This is a genomic window from Ramlibacter sp. MAHUQ-53 (assembly GCF_052600055.1).
On the sequence record NZ_JBQWTS010000011.1, the window covers coordinates 134,808 to 150,172 of the forward strand.

A 15,365-nucleotide genomic window follows, 5' to 3' on the forward strand; every position below is an offset into this window, starting at 1 on the left:
GGCCGCCGCAGGCATGGCGCCTCAGGCCACCGCTCACATCGGCGCGATCTTCAGCGGCGAGGTGGCCACCAGGCGCGGCAGCCGCAGCGCGATGCGGCCGGGGGCGGCCTGCAGGGGCACGCCGGCCTCGGCGGCCAGGGCGCGCAGGTCGGCCGGCGACAGGGCGCGGTAGCCGGGGTCGTCCGCCGGGACCGGCACCGGCGCCGGCACGGGGCCGCGCTCCAGCACCAGCAGGCCCTCGCCGGCCTCGGCGGCGCCGCGCACGTTCAGGGCGCAGGGGCCGCCGGCCTCGTCGCCGAGCAGGACCAGGGCGGCCAGCAGCAGCAGCCGCAGCTGGGGCCGCGACACCTCCAGCCGCGCCCCCTCGGCCTGGGCGTGCAGCGCGATCCCGCGGAAGCCGAAGTGGCTGCGCACCAGGGCCAGGCCGTCCTCGATGCCGTCCTGCAGGGCGATGCCCTCGTCCTCGTCGGCCGGGGTCAGCCAGGCCGCCACCTTGAGCGAACTGGCCACCGCCTCGCGGGTCACCCGGTGGATGCGCGCGACCTGCTGCTGCAGCTCGGCCAGGACGGCCGGGCCGCCGCTGCCGGCGCGCTCCAGCCGCGCGCCCAGGACCTCGGTCATCATGGCCACGGCCTGCAGGTTGACCACCAGGTCGTGCTTGAGGGCGGGGCCGAGGCGGCGCAGCAGGGCGTAGCGCGCAGCCTCGGCGGCGGTGGTGTCGTCGGCCAGGGCATCCATCGGCTGATTCTGCGGGGGGGCCGGCCCAGCGGGCTGTCAGGCGCCGGCCGCGGCGGATGTAGGCGGGCGGAAGGCGGCGCTATCCTCGCGTGATCATGAGCAAGGCTTTCACCCGCGAGAGCGACGGCGGCGACGAGGACGACGAAGGCGGCGGCCTGCCGCCCCTGCCCGCCGGCACGCGCAACTACATCACCCCGCAGGGCTACGCGCGGCTGCGCGCCGAGCTGCTGCACCTGATCGACGACGAGCGCCCGAAGGTGGTCGAGGTCGTGCACTGGGCCGCCAGCAACGGCGACCGCTCCGAGAACGGCGACTACCTCTACGGCAAGAAGCGCCTGCGCGAGATCGACCGGCGCATCCGCTTCCTCACCAAGCGCCTGGAGATCGCCGAGGTCGCCGACCCCAGCCTGCACCACGGGCGCGACCAGGTCTTCTTCGGCGCCACCGTGCGCTACGCGCAGGAGGACGGGCAGGAGCGCGAGGTCACCATCGTCGGCATCGACGAAGCCGACAGCCTGCACGGCCAGGTGAGCTGGATCTCGCCCATCGCCCGGGCCCTGCTGAAGTCCCGCGAGGGCGACCTGGTCAAGCTGCAGACGCCGGCGGGCCTGCAGGAGATCGAGGTGGTGGAGGTGCGCTACCCGGCACCCGCCTGAGGCGGCGCAGGGAGTGCGGGGGGCGGAACGCCTCAGTGCCCGGTGCGCCCGGCGCGCGGGCGCACCCGCTGCGCGCGCAGCACCGCCGGCGTGCGCTTGAGGATGCGCATGGCGGCTTCCAGGTGCTGGCGGTCGCGCACCGAGATCAGGAAGCGCAGGTCGGCCGCGTCCTGGGCGCGCTCGTCGTCCATGTCCACGTGAACGATGTCGGCCTCGGCGCTGGCCAGGGCCGAGGCCACGCGCGCCAGCACGCCCTTGCCGTTGGCCACCGTCACCAGCAGGTGGGCCTCGAAGGGCCGCACCGGCTCGTCGGACCACTCCACGCCGATGAAGCGCTCGCTGTCCTTGTGCTGCAGGCGGCGGGCCACGCCGCAGTCCTCCATGTGCACCACCAGGCCCTCGCCGCGGCCCAGGTAGCCGACGATGGGGTCGCCCGGCACCGGGCGGCAGCAGGTGGCGTACTGCACCGAGGCGTTCTCGCTGCCATCGAGCACCACCGCGCCCTGCGCCACCTGCTCGCCCGAGGCGAACATCTGGCGGGAGATCAGCAGCGCGTCGGGCTTCTCGCCCTGCTCGGCGAGCAGGGCCGCCATGCGCTTGGCCACGATGGTGGCGATGCGCTTGCCCAGGCCGATGTCCATCAGCAGCTCCTCGCGGTGGCGGCTGGCGGTGAACCGCAGCAGCCGCTCCCATACGGCCTGGTGGGCCTCGTCCTCCGGCGGGATGTGCTCGATGCCCTCGCTGCGCAGCGCCTGCTGCAGCAGCTTCTCGCCCAGGTCGCGCGACTCGGTCTGCGCCCGGGTCTTGAGGTGGTGGCGAATCTTGGAGCGCGCCCGGCCCGTGCGCGCGAAGGACAGCCACGCCGGGTCCGGCATCGAGGCCTCCGCGGTCTCGACCTCCACCACGTCGCCGTTCTTCAGCTCGGTGCGCAGCGGCACCTGGGCGCCGTTGATGCGCGCGGCCACCGCATGCTCGCCCACCCGGCTGTGGATCGCGTAGGCGAAGTCCACCACCGTGGCGCCGCGCGGCAGCGCCATGATCTGGCTCTTGGGGGTGAAGACGTAGACCGCGTCGGGGAACAGGTCGATCTTGACGTGGTCCCAGAACTCCGCGGCGTCGCGCGTCTCGTGCTGGATGTCCAGCAGCGACTGCAGCCACTTCGTGCCGAGGCGGTCGGCGTTCTCGGCGTCGGTGGGGTTGGCCTTGTACAGCCAGTGCGCCGCCACGCCCGATTCGGCCACCAGGTGCATGGCCTCGGTGCGCATCTGGAACTCCACGTTCACGCCCGAGGGGCCCACCAGCGTGGTGTGCAGCGACTGGTAGCCGTTCACCTTGGGAATGGCGATGTGGTCCTTGAACTTGCCCGGCACCGGCTTGTACAGCTGGTGCAGGATGCCCAGCGCGGTGTAGCAGTCGATCACCGAGGGCACGATCAGGCGGAAGCCGTAGATGTCGGTCACCTGGGCGAAGCTCAGGTGCTTCTCGTCCATCTTCTTGTAGATGGAGTAGAGGGTCTTCTCGCGCCCGGCGATGCGCACCTCGATGCCGGCGCTGGCGAAGGCCTGTTCGACCTCGGCCTGCACCTTCTGGATCAGGTCGCGGCGGCGGCCGCGGGCCTTGGCCACGGCCTTGCCCAGGATCGCGTGGCGCCAGGGCCGCAGGTGGCGGAAGGCCAGCTCCTGCAGCTCGCGGTAGGTCTGGTTCAGGCCCAGGCGGTGCGCGATCGGCGCGTAGATCTCCAGCGTCTCCGAGGAGATGCGGCCCCACTTGGCGCGCGGCATGTCGCCCATGGTGCGCATGTTGTGGGAGCGGTCGGCCAGCTTGACCAGGATCACGCGCACGTCGCGCGCCATCGCCAGCAGCATCTTGCGGAAGGACTCGGCCTGGTTCTCCTCGCGGGTGTTGAAGTGCAGCTTGTCCAGCTTGGTCAGGCCGTCCACCAGTTCGGCCACCGGGGCGCCGAAGCGCTCGATCAGGTCCGGCTTGGTGATGCCGCAGTCCTCCATCGCGTCATGGAGCAGGGCCGCCATCAGGGCCTGGGCGTCGAGCTTCCACTCGGCGCACTGCGAGGCCACGGCGATGGGGTGGGTGATGTAGGGCTCGCCGCTGGCACGCAGCTGGCCCAGGTGGACCTCGTCGGCGAAGCGGTAGGCCCGGCGCACCTGCTCGATGTCGGCGGCGTCCAGGTAGTCGAGCTTGGCCGTGAGGGCGGCAAAGCTCGCCGCCGCGGCGTTGGCCTCGGCGGGGCTGGGCAGGGCGGAGGGCGTGCGTCCGCGCTTGCCGGGGGTCGGTTCAAGCACCGCGCTCATCCCTCAAATGTACCGCGAGCCCGCTGGCGGCCTGGAACGGCCAAGAAAAAAGCACCGCGGCGCGGTGCTTCGTTCGGGGGCGGTGAAGCGCGCTTCAGCCCGGGACCTTCTTCAGCATCTCGAGGCCGACCTTGCCTTCGGCGATCTCGCGCAGGGCGGTGACGCCCGGCTTGTTCTTGCTCTCGATCTTGGCGGCATGGCCCTGGCTCAACATGCGGGCGCGGTAGGTCGCGGCCAGCACCAGCTGGAAGCGGTTCGGGATCTTCTGCAGGCAGTCTTCGACGGTAATGCGGGCCATGAATCGACTCCGGGAATCAGGTGATGTTGAGGGCCTTGAAAGTGTCGGCCCGGGCGCGCCGCTGGGCCGTGTACTTCAGGCGCTGCGCGTGGACGATGGCCTTGAGGTCGAACAAGGCACGCTCGAAAAGTTCGTTGATTATAACGAAGTCGAATTCCTTGGCCTGGGCCATCTCCTCCGCCGCGTTCGCCAGGCGCAGCTCGATGACGTCGGCCGCGTCCTCGCCGCGGCGCTCCAGGCGCGAGCGCAGCTCCTCCCAGCTGGGGGGCAGGATGAACACCAGGACGGCATTGGGGAAGGTGCGCTTGATCTGCAGCGCGCCCTGGAAATCGATCTCCAGCACCACGTCGGCGCCGGTGGCCATGCGGTCCTCGATCGCCTTCTTGGAGGTGCCGTAGCGGTTGCCGTGCACGTGGGCCCACTCGACGAAGGCGCCGGCCAGCACCATGGCGTCGAACTCCTGCGCCGAGACGAAGAAGTACTCGCGCCCGTGCTTTTCCTGGCCGCGTGGGGGCCGGGTGGTGTGCGAGACGGAGGGCTGGATCTGGGCGTCCAGTTCCATGAGCGCCTTCACGAGGCTGGACTTGCCCGCCCCGCTGGGGGCGGCGACGACGAAGAGATTGCCCGGGTAATCCATCGACCGATTTTACCGGCGAGGCCCGCCCCCGCCCGCGCGCGGGGTCAGACGCCGATGTAGCGGTGCCAGAGCGCCGGGTCCGCGGCGAGGGCGGCGGAGTCGCCGGACCAGACCACGCGCCCGCGCTCGATCAGGGTGTGGCGGTCGGCCAGCCGCACCAGGCGGCGCACGTACTTGTCGATCACCAGGATCGCCTGGCCGCGCGCGCGCAGGGTGGCCAGGCACTCCCAGATGGTCTCGCGCACCAGGGGCGCCAGGCCCTCGGTGGCCTCGTCCAGCACCAGCAGGTGCGGGTTCGTCATGAGCGCACGGCCGATGGCCAGCATCTGCTGCTCGCCGCCCGAGAGCTGCCGGCCCATGTTCGTGCGCCGCTCCCGCAGGCGCGGGAACAGGTGGTACACGCCCTCCAGCGTCCAGGGCTCGGGGCTGCCGTTGCGGCGGGCGGCGAAGGCGCGCAGGTTCTCCTCCACCGAGAGGTTGGGAAAGACCTGGCGGCCCTCGGGCACCACGGCCAGGCCCATGCGGGCGATGCGGTCGGCCGGCATGCCGTCGACCCGCTCGCCGAGGAAGCGCACGCTGCCGGCGGCCGGCCGGGTCAGGCCCAGGATGGAGCGCACCGTGGTGGTCTTGCCCATGCCGTTGCGCCCCAGCAGGGTCGCGGCCTGGCCGGCGGCGATGTCCAGGTCGATCCCGAACAGCACCTGGCTGGGGCCGTAGGCGGTCTCGAGGCCGCGCACTTCGAGCAGCGGGGCGGTCATGCCAGGTCCTCCAGCTCGTCGCCCAGGTAGGCCTTGCGGACCTCGGGGTGGGCGCGGATCCAGTCGGGCGTGCCGCTGGCCACCACCTGGCCGGAGACCAGGGTGGAGATGGTGTCGGCGAGGCGGAAGACGGCGTCCATGTCGTGCTCCACCAGCAGGATCGTGGCCTCACCGCGCAGGGACAGCAGCAGGTCCACCATGCGGCCGGACTCCTCGGGGCCCATGCCGGCCATGGGCTCGTCCAGCAGCAGCAGGCGCGGGCGGGTGGCCAGGGCCAGGCCCACCTCCAGCTGGCGCTGCTCGCCGTGCGAGAGCGCGTGGGCGGGGCGATCGAGCAGGGCGCCGAGGCCGACGCGCTCGCCGACGCGGGCCGCCTCGTCGTAGCGGGCGGCCTCGCGGCTGGCGCGGGACCAGAAGCGCAGGCTGGCGCCCTCGCGCGCCTGCACCGCCAGGGCCAGGTTGTCGAGGACGGCCAGCCGGCCGAAGACGCTGGTGATCTGGTAGGAGCGGGCCAGCCCCCGGCGCACGCGCCGGTGGATCGGCAGGCGGGTGATGTCCTCGCCGCCGAACACGATGTGCCCGGCATCCGGCGCCAGCGCGCCCGAGAGCTGGTGGATCAGGGTGGTCTTGCCGGCGCCGTTGGGGCCGATCAGGGCATGCACCTCGCCCTCGCGCACGCTGAGCGAGGCGTGGTCGGTCGCGGCCAGGCCGCCGAAGCGCTTGACCAGGTCCCGCACCTCCAGCAGCGCGCTCACGCCTTCTTCCTTCCCAGGCTGGTCAGCCCGTTGGGCGCGGCCAGCACCACGGCCAGCAGGACCGCGCCCAGCGCGAACTGCCAGTGGATGGTGTAGTGGCTCAGGAACTCCTCGAGCAGCAGGAAGGCCACCGCGCCGACCACGCCGCCCCACAGGTGGCCGACGCCACCCAGGATGACCATCATCATCAGCACGCCCGACTGGTGCCACTGCATCATCGAGGGGCTGACGAAGCTGCCCTGGTTGGCGAGCAGCGCGCCCGCCAGGCCGGCCAGCGCGCCGGCGATCACGAAGGCCGCGAGCTTGAAGCGGGTGGTGGCGAAGCCGATGGCGGCCATGCGGGTCTCGTTCTCGCGGATCGCCTGCAGGGTGTGGCCGAAGCGCGCGTTCAGCAGGCGCCAGATGGCGAGGAAGCCCAGCACCGCGCAGGCCAGCACCGTGTAGTAGAAGCGGGTGTCGTCGGCCAGGTCCCAGCCCGCGGCCACGCGCGAGCGGCCGGCCAGGGACAGGCCGTCGTCGCCGCCGTAGGTCTTGAGCGAGACCATCAGGTAGTACAGCATCTGCGCGAAGGCCAGCGTGATCATGATGAAGTACACGCCCTGCGTGCGCAGGCTCACCGCGCCCACCAGCAGCGCCGCGAAGGCCGCCGTCGCCATCGCCGCCGGCCAGGCCACCCAGGCCGAGGCCACGCCGTGCTGCATCAGGATGCCCACGGTGTACGCGCCCACGCCGATGAAGGCCGCATGGCCGAAGCTGACCATGCCGCCGAAACCCAGGATCAGGTTCAGGCTGGTGGCCGCCAGCGCGAACACCAGGATGCGGCTGGCCAGGCCGATGTAGAACTCGCCGCCGGCGGCCGCCGCCAGCGGGGGCAGGGCCACGAGCGCGGCGAGCACGGCCAGGGCCCAGCCCGCGCGCAGCGGGTGGTCCAGGCCGCTGGTGAAGGCGGCGCGGTCGAAGGGCTCGGGAGCGGGATCAGCCATGCGAGGGGAAGAGGCCGCGCGGCTTCCAGAACAGGACCGCGGCCATCAGCAGGTAGATCAGGATCGAGGCCACCGCGGGGCCGGCGTTGTCGGCCAGGTCGCCGGGCATCAGCCGCTGGAAGGCCATGGGGATCAGGGTGCGGCCGGCGGTGTCGACCACGCCCACCAGCAGCGCGCCGAGCAGGGCGCCGCGCACCGAGCCGATGCCGCCGATCACGATGACCACGAAGGCCAGGATCAGGATGCTCTCGCCCATGCCCACCTGCACCGCCAGCAGCGGCCCGAGCAGGCCGCCCGCCACGCCGCACAGGGCGGCGCCGAGGGCGAACAGCGCGGTGAACAGGCGCGGCACGTTGGTGCCCATGGCCAGGGCCATCTCGCGGTTGGAGGCGCCGGCACGCACCTGCATGCCCACGCGGGTGCGGGTGATCAGGAACCACAGGGCGACGCCCACCGCCAGGCCCACGCCGATGATCAGGAGGCGGTAGGCGGGGTAGCTGAAACCGGGGAGCAGTTCGACCGGGCCGGCCAGCGCCTCGGGCGGGCTCAGCGCGATCGGCTGCGAGCCCCACACGAAGCGCACCGCCTCGTTGCACATGAGGAGGATGGCGAAGGTGCCCAGCACCTGCGACAGGTGGTCGCGGGCGTAGAGGCGGCGCAGGACCGCCACCTCCAGCAGCGCGCCGAAGGCGGCCGCGCCCGCCACGCCCGCCAGCAGGCCCAGGGCGAACGAGCCCGAGGCCGCGGCGGCGCTGGCGGCGAGGTAGGCCCCCACCATGTACAGCGAGCCGTGGGCCAGGTTGATCATGTCCATGATGCCGAACACCAGCGTCAGGCCGGCGGCCAGCAGGAACAGCATCAGCCCGAACTGCAGCCCGTTGAGGGACTGCTCGAGCAGCAGGATCCCGTCCACTTCAGGTCAGAGCGCGGGCATCTTGCACTGGGCGGCGTAGGCGTCGCCGTGGGCCTTGAACACCGTGCCCAGGGTGCGGTTGGTCACGCGGCCCTTGGCGTCCTTGGTGATCACGCGCAGGTGGTAGTCCTGCACCGGGAACTGGTTGGGGCCGAACTTGAAGCTGCCGCGCACGGACTCGAACTTCGCATCGGCCAGGGCCTTGCGCACGGCGGCCTTGTCCTCGAGCTTGCCCTTGGCGTCGCGCACCGCGGCGTCGATCAGGCGGGCGGCGTCGTAGGCCTGCGAGGCGTAGACGGTGGGCAGGCGGCCGTAGGCCTTCTCGAACTCCGCGACGAACTGCTTGTTCGCCGGGTTGTTCATGTCGTGGGCCCACTGGGAGGTGTTGAACATGCCCAGCATCGGCTCGCCCACGGCGCGGATCACGTCCTCGTCGCCGGAGAAGCCGGGGCCGAACAGGGTGATGTCCTTGGACAGGCCGGCGCCCACGAACTGCTTGATGAAGTTGATGCCCAGGCCCCCGGGCAGGAAGATGTAGACGGCGTCGGGCTTGGCGGCGCGCAGCTTGGACAGCTCGGCGCCGTAATCGAGCATGTTCAGCGGGGTGTAGCTTTCCATCACCACCTCGCCGCCCTTGTAGTAGCGCTTGAAGCCGGTGAGGGCGTCCTTGCCGGCGGGGTAGTTGGGAGCGATCAGCGCCACGCGCTTGAAGCCCTTGTCGGCCACCGTCTTGCCCACCGCCTCGTGCTGGTTGTCGTTCTGGTAGGAGGCGCTGAAGAAGTACGGGTTGCACTGCTCGCCGGCGAGCTGCGAGGGGCCGGCGTTGGCGCTGATGTAGAAGGTCTTGGAGGCGAAGGTGGGCGCGCCCACGGCCAGCATCACGTTGGAGAAGACGATGCCGGTCATGAAGTCGACCTTGTCGCGCTTGACCAGGCGGTCGGCGGTCTGGCGGCCGACATCGGGGCTGGCCTGGTCGTCGGCCACGATCACTTCCGCCGGCAGGCCGCCGAGCTTGCCGCCATTGAGCTTCACGGCCAGCTGGAAGGCGTCGCGGATGTCCACGCCCAGGGCGGCGCCGGGGCCGGAGAGGGTGGACAGCAGGCCGACCTTCACGGTGTCGGCGGCGAGGCTGGCGCCGGCGGCGGCGGTCAGGGCGGCGGCAAGCGCAGTACGGCGCAGTGCCGCAGCGAGAACGGGGCGGGACATCGGGTCATCTCCTGTCTGGGGTTCTGGCGCGCGAGGCAGGTTCGCGGCAACCCGACACTTTAGTCGATCCAGGCGGGGGCTCCGGCCCCCGCACGCACCGTGATCACTCGATGTTCTGCACCTGCTCGCGCATCTGCTCGATCAGGACCTTCATGTCCACCGAGATGCGCGTGAGCTCCAGGGCCGCGGACTTGGAGCCCAGGGTGTTGGCCTCGCGGTGCAGCTCCTGGATCAGGAAGTCCAGGCGCTTGCCGACCTCGCCGCCCTTTTTGAGCAGGCGCTCGATCTCCTCGAGGTGGGCGGACAGGCGCGTCAGCTCCTCGGCCACGTCGATGCGGATCGCGAAGGCGGTGGCCTCGGCCAGGGCGCGGTCGCTGGCGGCCTCGGAGGGAGCGGCGGCGCCGGCCTGGCCGCCCAGGCCCATGGCCTCCTGCCAGCGCTCCAGGAAGCGGGTGCGTTGCTGTTCGACCAGCTGTGGCACCAGCGGGCGGGCCTGGTCGGCCAGGGCGCGCAGCTGCCCCAGGTGGCCGCGCAGCATCGCCACCAGGCGCTCGCCCTCGCGGGCGCGGGCCTCGAGCAGGGACTCCAGGGCCTGGCGGGCCAGCTCGGGCAGGGCGGCGGCGGCCTCGCCGGCGCCGGATTCGTCGGCCCCGGCGATGCGCAGCACGTCGGCCACGGCCAGCGGGCGGGCCTCGGGCAGCCAGCCGCGGACCTGGTCCTGCACCGCGGACAGGCGCTGCAGCAGGCGCGGGCTGGGCTCGCGCAGGCCCCCGGCGGCGCCGCTGTCGGTGCCGGCGCGGACTTCGACCTTGCCCCGCTTGAGGCGAGATTGCAACAGTTCGCGCAGGGCCGGTTCGTGCTGGCGCAGGTCCTCGGAAAGGCGGAAGCCCAGGTCCAGGAAACGGCTGTTGACGCTGCGGATCTCCACGCCCAGGCGGGCGCCGGGGCTGGCCCGGTCTTCGCCCGCGGGGGCTGCGCCGTGGGATTGGGCGCTGGCGTAACCGGTCATGCTGTAGACGGGCATGGAGGACTTTGGTTGTGGGTTGCGCCCGAAGGCAGGAATAATGGACTCATACGCGAGCCCGCCGCTTCGAAATTATGTCAAAGGTCAAACCCGCGCCCCTGCCTCCCGACACCGTGATCGGCGGCTACCGCGTGGTGCGCAAGATCTCGTCCGGCGGCTTCGGCATGGTCTACCTCGCGGTGGACGCCGAGGGCCAGCAGGTCGCGATCAAGGAGTACATGCCGGCCTCCCTGGCCACCCGCCTGCCCGGCGAGCTGCTGCCCCAGGTGGCGCCCGAGAAGCTCTCGCTGTACCGGCTGGGTCTCAAGAGCTTCTTCGAGGAGGGGCGCTCGCTGGCCCAGATCTCCCACGCCTCGGTGGTCAGCGTCCTCAACTTCTTCCGCGAGAACGAGACCGTCTACATGGTGATGAACTACCTGGAGGGCGCGACCCTGCAGGACTTCATCATCACCGCGCGCGAGCAGCGCCGGCAGAAGGTCTTCCGCGAGTCCACCATCCGCAGCCTGTTCGACGAGATCCTGCGCGGCCTGCGCATCGTGCACCAGCACAAGATGCTGCACCTGGACATCAAGCCCGCCAACATCTTCATCACCGACGACAACCGTGCGGTCATGATCGACTTCGGCGCCGCGCGCGAGGTGCTCTCCAAGGAGGGCAACTTCATCCGCCCCATGTACACCCCCGGCTTCGCCGCCCCCGAGATGTACCGGCGCGATTCGTCGATGGGCCCGTGGACGGACATCTACGCCATCGGCGCCTGCATGTACGCCTGCATGCAGGGCTATCCGCCCAACGACGCGCCGCAGCGCCTCGAGAAGGACCGCCTCTCGCTGGCGCTGTCGCGCCTGCGCGGGGTCTACTCGGACAACCTGATCGAGGTGGTGGAGTGGTGCATGTCGCTGGACGCGCTGTCGCGGCCGCAGTCGGTCTTCGCCCTGCAGAAGGAGCTGGGGCGCGAGGGCGAGCGGCGCTATACCCGGCTTACGGTGGGCGAGAAGATGCGCCTGCAGTTCGACACCATGCTGTCCGATACCAAGAAGACAATGAAGGCCGCGACCAATTTCGGCGCGCGCCTGCGGTGAGGGGACGATGAAATTCTCCGTGTTCCAGGTCAGTCGCAAGGGCGGTCGCGAGAAGAACGAGGACCGCATGGGGTACTGCTACACCCGGCAGTCCGGCCTGTTCGTGCTGGCCGACGGCATGGGAGGCCACCCCGAGGGCGAGGTCGCCGCGCAGCTGGCGCTGCAGACCGTCTCCGCGTTCTTCCAGAAGGAGGCGCGGCCGCAGGTGCGCCACCCCGGCGAGTTCCTGGCGTCGGCGCTGATGGCGGCGCACCACCAGATCGTGCGGTATGCCGGCGAGCGCGGCATGCTCGACACCCCGCGCACCACCCTGGTCGCGGCCCTGGTGCAGGGCGGCGCGGCCACCTGGGTCCACTGCGGCGACTCGCGCCTGTACCTGGCGCGCGGCGGCCACCTCGTCACCCGCACCCGGGACCACTCCTACCTCGAGCAGCACCAGGCCGGCGTGGTGCGCATGCAGGCCCTGGTCAATCGCAACATCCTCTTCACCTGCCTGGGCTCGCCGACCAAGCCGGTCTATGACGTCACCGGCCCGGTGACCCTGCAGCAGGGCGACAAGCTCCTCCTGTGCTCGGACGGCCTGTGGGGCAGCCTGCCGGACGCCGAGATCGTGCGGCAGCTGTCCGGGAAGGCGGTGCACGACGCCGTGCCCGACCTGGTGGAGTGCGCGCTGCGGGCCAACGGCCCGCAGTCGGACAACGTCACCGTCATCGCCGTCGAGTGGGAGACGCCCGACGCGGTCGAGTCCACCCATGGCGTGTCCACCGACGGCATCAGCGAGGGCGTGTTCGCCTCCACCATCCAGTCCGGCCTGCAGGGGGGCGGCCCGGTGGAGGAGCCCGACCTGGACGACGCCGCGATCGAGCGCTCCATCGCCGAGATCAACGAGGCGATCAAGCGCTCCTCGGCGCGCAAGACCTGACGCGCGCCGGGGCGTGGCCGCAAGGCCTTAGCATTCCGCCCCATGAGCAATTTCCAACGTCCCGGCGGCCGCGCCGCCGACCAGCTGCGTCCGGTGCGCATCACCCGCGGCTTCACCATCCATGCCGAGGGCTCGGTCCTGATCGAGTTCGGCCAGACCCGCGTGCTGTGCACCGCCTCCGTCGAGGAGAAGGTGCCGCCGCACAAGCGCGGCTCCGGCGAGGGCTGGGTCACCGCCGAATACGGCATGCTGCCCCGCGCCACCCACACCCGCGGTGACCGTGAGGCGGCGCGTGGCAAGCAGAGCGGCCGCACCCAGGAGATCCAGCGCCTGATCGGCCGCTCGCTGCGCGCGGTGTTCGACCTCAAGGCCCTGGGCGAGCGCACCATCGCCCTCGACTGCGACGTGCTGCAGGCCGACGGCGGCACCCGCACCGCCGCCATCACCGGCGCCTTCGTCGCCGCGCAGGACGCGGTGAACAAGCTGCTGGCGCAGGGCCGTATCGAGCGCTCGCCCATCACCGGCCCGGTGGCCGCGATCTCGGTGGGCATCGTCGAGGGCACGCCGGTGCTGGACCTGGAGTACGTGGAGGACGTCGCCTGCGACACCGACATGAACGTGGTCATGACCGGCGCCGGACACTTCGTCGAGGTGCAGGGCACGGCCGAAGGCGCGGCCTTCACCCGCGCCGAGATGGACCGCCTGCTGCAGCTCGCGGAAAAGGGCATCGGCGAGCTGGTGCAGCTGCAGGCGCAGGCCCTGGCCCAACCCCTGGGGGCGTGACGTGATCCGGAAATTGGTGCTGGCCTCCAACAACCGCGGCAAGCTGGCCGAGTTGCAGGCCCTGTTCGCGCCCCTGGGCGTGGAGCTGGTCCTGCAGGCCGACCTGGGCATCGGCGAGGCGCCGGAGCCGCACCGCACCTTCGTGGAGAACGCGCTGTCCAAGGCCCGCCACGCCGCCCGCGAGAGCGGCCTGCCGGCGCTGGCCGATGACGCCGGCCTGTGCGTCGAGGCCTTCGGCGGCCTGCCCGGCGTGGACACCGCCTTCTACGCGACCCGGTTCGGCTACCCCAAGGGCGACGACCACAACGTGACGGCCCTGCTCGAGCAGATGGCCGACGTGGCCGACCGCCGCGCCGCCCTGGTCTCCACCCTGGTGGCCCTGCGCAGCGCCGACGACCCCGAGCCCCTGATCGCGGTGGGCCGCGCCCCCGGCGAGATCACCCGCGAGCCGGTGGGCGAGCACGGCTTCGGCTTCGACCCGGTGATGTTCATTCCCGCCTTCGGCAAAACCTTCGCGCAGCTGCCGCCCGAGGTGAAGAACGCGCACAGCCACCGCGGCCAGGCCGCGCGCCAGATGCTGGCGCTGATGCGCGAGCGCTGGTTCTGAGGACGCCATGAAGGACCTGCCGCACTACATGCGCCCCGGTACCCTGCAGCTGGGGGCGCTGCCCCCGCTGTCGCTGTACGTGCACCTGCCCTGGTGCCTGCGCAAGTGCCCCTACTGCGACTTCAACTCGCACGAGATGAAGCCGGGCGAGCTCCCCGAGCAGCAATACCTCGACGCCCTGGTGGCCGACCTGGAGCAGTCCCTGCCCCTGGTGTGGGGCCGCGGCGTCCACAGCATCTTCATTGGCGGCGGCACGCCCAGCCTGTTCTCGCCCGCGGGCATCGACCGGCTGCTCAGTGACATCCGCGCCCGGGTGAAGCTGGAGGCCGACTGCGAGATCACCCTGGAGGCCAACCCCGGCACCTTCGAGAAGGACCGCTTCCGGGCCTTCCGCGCCGCCGGCGTCACGCGCCTGTCGGTGGGGGTGCAGAGCTTCAACGACGCGCACCTGAAGGCCGTGGGCCGGGTGCATGACCGGGCCCAGGCCATCGCCGCCTGCGAGGAGGCCCAGGCCGCCTTCGACACCTTCAACCTGGACCTGATGTACGCCCTGCCCGGGCAGACCCTGGCCCAGCTCGAGGCCGACGTGAGCCAGGCCCTGGCGCTGATGCCGCCGCACCTGTCGATCTACCACCTCACGCTCGAGCCGAATACCTACTTCGCCAAGTTCCCGCCCGCGCTGCCGCCCGAGGACACGGCCTACGCCATGCTCGATCGCATCACCGAGATGACCCAGGCCGCCGGCCTGCAGCGGTACGAGGTCTCGGCCTATGCGCGGCCCGGCCACCGCTGCTGGCACAACCTGAACTACTGGCAGTTCGGCGACTACCTGGGCATCGGGGCGGGCGCGCACGGCAAGCTGTCGTTCGCGCACCGGGTGGTGCGGCAGGTGCGCTATCGCGACCCGAAGCTGTACATGGAGAACGCCCGTGCCGGCAATGCCGTGGCGCAGGAGGAGGAGGTCGCCCGCGCCGACCTGCCGTTCGAGTACATGCTCAACGCGCTGCGCCTGCGCGAGGGTTTCTCGCTGCGCGATTTCAGCGAGCGCACCGGCCTGCCGCCCAGCGCGATCGGCCGCGCGCTCGAGGAGGCCCAGGCCAAGGGCCTGGTGGAGCGGCGCATGGGCCCGGCCGGGGACCATGTGCAGCCCACGGAGCGGGGCTTCGACTTCCTCAGCGACCTGCAGTCGCTGTTCCTGCCCGGGTAAGCCGGGGCCTGCGCGTCATGCGCGGGCGACTGCCTGCCCGGTCCGCGCGGGCCCGGTTCCGGCTCAGCGCGGGTCGAGGGCCAGCGCCACGGGCGGCGCGGCCGGGTCCAGGTGCACGCGCATGCCCTGGAAGAACACGCGCAGCTCGTTCCACTGCGATGCCTGGACCACGAAGGGCGGCTCGCCGTAGACGCTCAGGCCTTCGCCCGGCTGCACCACCGCGGCGGTGGGCTTGCCGGTGGCGTCGACCACGCACACCGGCACCTCGCGGGCGGCTTCCAGGTGCACGTAGTTGGCCGGGCGGATCGCGCCGGGCGGCGTGAACCGGGTCAGGCCGGCCTGGGGCACCGGGCCGCAACGCGCGGGCGAGGCCGCGGCGCCCTGGACCTCGGCGGCGACCGCGAGCACGGGCGCCGCTTCAGCCGCGGGCCGGCCCGCGGCGGCTGCGGCCTCCGGCTGGGGGCGGGCCGCCGCGGCCACCGGCTGG

General features: G+C 71.6%; 16 protein-coding genes and 1 pseudogene. 6 read left to right on the forward strand and 11 right to left on the reverse strand.

All coding sequences use genetic code 11. From position 1 onward, the window contains the following. Positions 1–33 precede the first annotated feature (33 nt). Positions 34–738: a hypothetical protein gene (locus ACT80S_RS16520; protein ID WP_377417819.1), complete on the reverse strand. Its 705-nt coding sequence runs from the start codon at positions 736–738 to the stop codon at positions 34–36. Positions 739–833: 95 nt separating this feature from the next. On the opposite strand from ACT80S_RS16520, the gene greB reads away from it, so the two are divergent. Continuing rightward, positions 834–1,394 (forward strand): transcription elongation factor GreB, encoded by a 561-nt coding sequence (gene greB / locus ACT80S_RS16525; protein ID WP_377417821.1) that lies wholly within the window; start codon positions 834–836, stop codon positions 1,392–1,394. 32 nt (positions 1,395–1,426) lie between these two features. Here the strand turns inward: greB and ACT80S_RS16530 are convergent, their stop codons facing one another. From ACT80S_RS16530 to ACT80S_RS16570, 9 genes are all read right to left on the reverse strand, one after another. Continuing rightward, on the reverse strand, positions 1,427–3,703 hold the full coding sequence (locus ACT80S_RS16530; RefSeq protein WP_377417824.1) for a RelA/SpoT family protein: 2,277 nt from the start codon (positions 3,701–3,703) through the stop codon (positions 1,427–1,429). A gap of 94 nt (positions 3,704–3,797) precedes the next feature. After that, positions 3,798–4,001 (reverse strand): DNA-directed RNA polymerase subunit omega, encoded by a 204-nt coding sequence (gene rpoZ / locus ACT80S_RS16535; RefSeq protein WP_377417826.1) that lies wholly within the window; start codon positions 3,999–4,001, stop codon positions 3,798–3,800. Positions 4,002–4,017: 16 nt separating this feature from the next. Then, positions 4,018–4,638, reverse strand: a complete 621-nt coding sequence (gmk, locus tag ACT80S_RS16540; protein ID WP_377417828.1) for a guanylate kinase — start codon at positions 4,636–4,638, stop codon at positions 4,018–4,020. Positions 4,639–4,682: 44 nt separating this feature from the next. Beyond that, the gene (locus tag ACT80S_RS16545) at positions 4,683–5,396 is read right to left on the reverse strand and encodes an ABC transporter ATP-binding protein (RefSeq protein ID WP_377417830.1); all 714 of its coding nucleotides are present in this window, start codon (positions 5,394–5,396) and stop codon (positions 4,683–4,685) included. Beyond that, a complete protein-coding gene (locus ACT80S_RS16550; protein WP_377417832.1) occupies positions 5,393–6,151 on the reverse strand; it encodes an ABC transporter ATP-binding protein in 759 nt (252 codons plus the stop codon). Before ACT80S_RS16550 ends, ACT80S_RS16545 begins: the two co-directional genes overlap by 4 nt. Then, positions 6,148–7,134 carry a branched-chain amino acid ABC transporter permease gene (locus ACT80S_RS16555; RefSeq protein ID WP_377417834.1) on the reverse strand — a complete coding sequence of 329 codons (987 nt, stop codon included), beginning with the start codon at positions 7,132–7,134 and terminating at the stop codon, positions 6,148–6,150. The genes ACT80S_RS16550 and ACT80S_RS16555 overlap by 4 nt, the downstream gene beginning before the upstream one ends. After that, a complete protein-coding gene (locus tag ACT80S_RS16560; RefSeq protein WP_377417836.1) occupies positions 7,127–8,047 on the reverse strand; it encodes a branched-chain amino acid ABC transporter permease in 921 nt (306 codons plus the stop codon). Before ACT80S_RS16560 ends, ACT80S_RS16555 begins: the two co-directional genes overlap by 8 nt. Positions 8,048–8,053: 6 nt before the next feature. Continuing rightward, positions 8,054–9,253, reverse strand: a complete 1,200-nt coding sequence (locus ACT80S_RS16565) for an ABC transporter substrate-binding protein (RefSeq protein ID WP_377417838.1) — start codon at positions 9,251–9,253, stop codon at positions 8,054–8,056. A gap of 103 nt (positions 9,254–9,356) precedes the next feature. Next, positions 9,357–10,277 (reverse strand): YicC/YloC family endoribonuclease, encoded by a 921-nt coding sequence (locus ACT80S_RS16570; protein ID WP_377417840.1) that lies wholly within the window; start codon positions 10,275–10,277, stop codon positions 9,357–9,359. 74 nt (positions 10,278–10,351) lie between these two features. Between ACT80S_RS16570 and ACT80S_RS16575 the strand changes: the two genes are divergently transcribed. From ACT80S_RS16575 to hemW, 5 genes are read left to right on the forward strand one after another with little or no spacing between them, the layout of a single operon-like run. Next, the gene (locus ACT80S_RS16575; RefSeq protein ID WP_377417842.1) at positions 10,352–11,359 is read left to right on the forward strand and encodes a serine/threonine protein kinase; all 1,008 of its coding nucleotides are present in this window, start codon (positions 10,352–10,354) and stop codon (positions 11,357–11,359) included. 7 nt (positions 11,360–11,366) lie between these two features. Beyond that, a complete protein-coding gene (locus ACT80S_RS16580) occupies positions 11,367–12,281 on the forward strand; it encodes a PP2C family protein-serine/threonine phosphatase (protein ID WP_377417844.1) in 915 nt (304 codons plus the stop codon). Between the two features lie 42 nt (positions 12,282–12,323). Next, the gene (gene rph / locus ACT80S_RS16585) at positions 12,324–13,064 is read left to right on the forward strand and encodes a ribonuclease PH (RefSeq protein ID WP_377417846.1); all 741 of its coding nucleotides are present in this window, start codon (positions 12,324–12,326) and stop codon (positions 13,062–13,064) included. 1 nt (position 13,065) lies between these two features. Beyond that, positions 13,066–13,671, forward strand: coding sequence for an RdgB/HAM1 family non-canonical purine NTP pyrophosphatase (rdgB, locus tag ACT80S_RS16590; protein WP_377417848.1), 606 nt, complete (start codon positions 13,066–13,068; stop codon positions 13,669–13,671). A 7-nt stretch (positions 13,672–13,678) separates the two neighbouring features. Further along, on the forward strand, positions 13,679–14,878 hold the full coding sequence (hemW, locus tag ACT80S_RS16595; RefSeq protein WP_377417850.1) for a radical SAM family heme chaperone HemW: 1,200 nt from the start codon (positions 13,679–13,681) through the stop codon (positions 14,876–14,878). A gap of 63 nt (positions 14,879–14,941) precedes the next feature. Here hemW and ACT80S_RS16600 read toward each other — a convergent pair. Next, positions 14,942–15,365: pseudogene (locus ACT80S_RS16600) on the reverse strand (hypothetical protein); the annotation flags it as partial.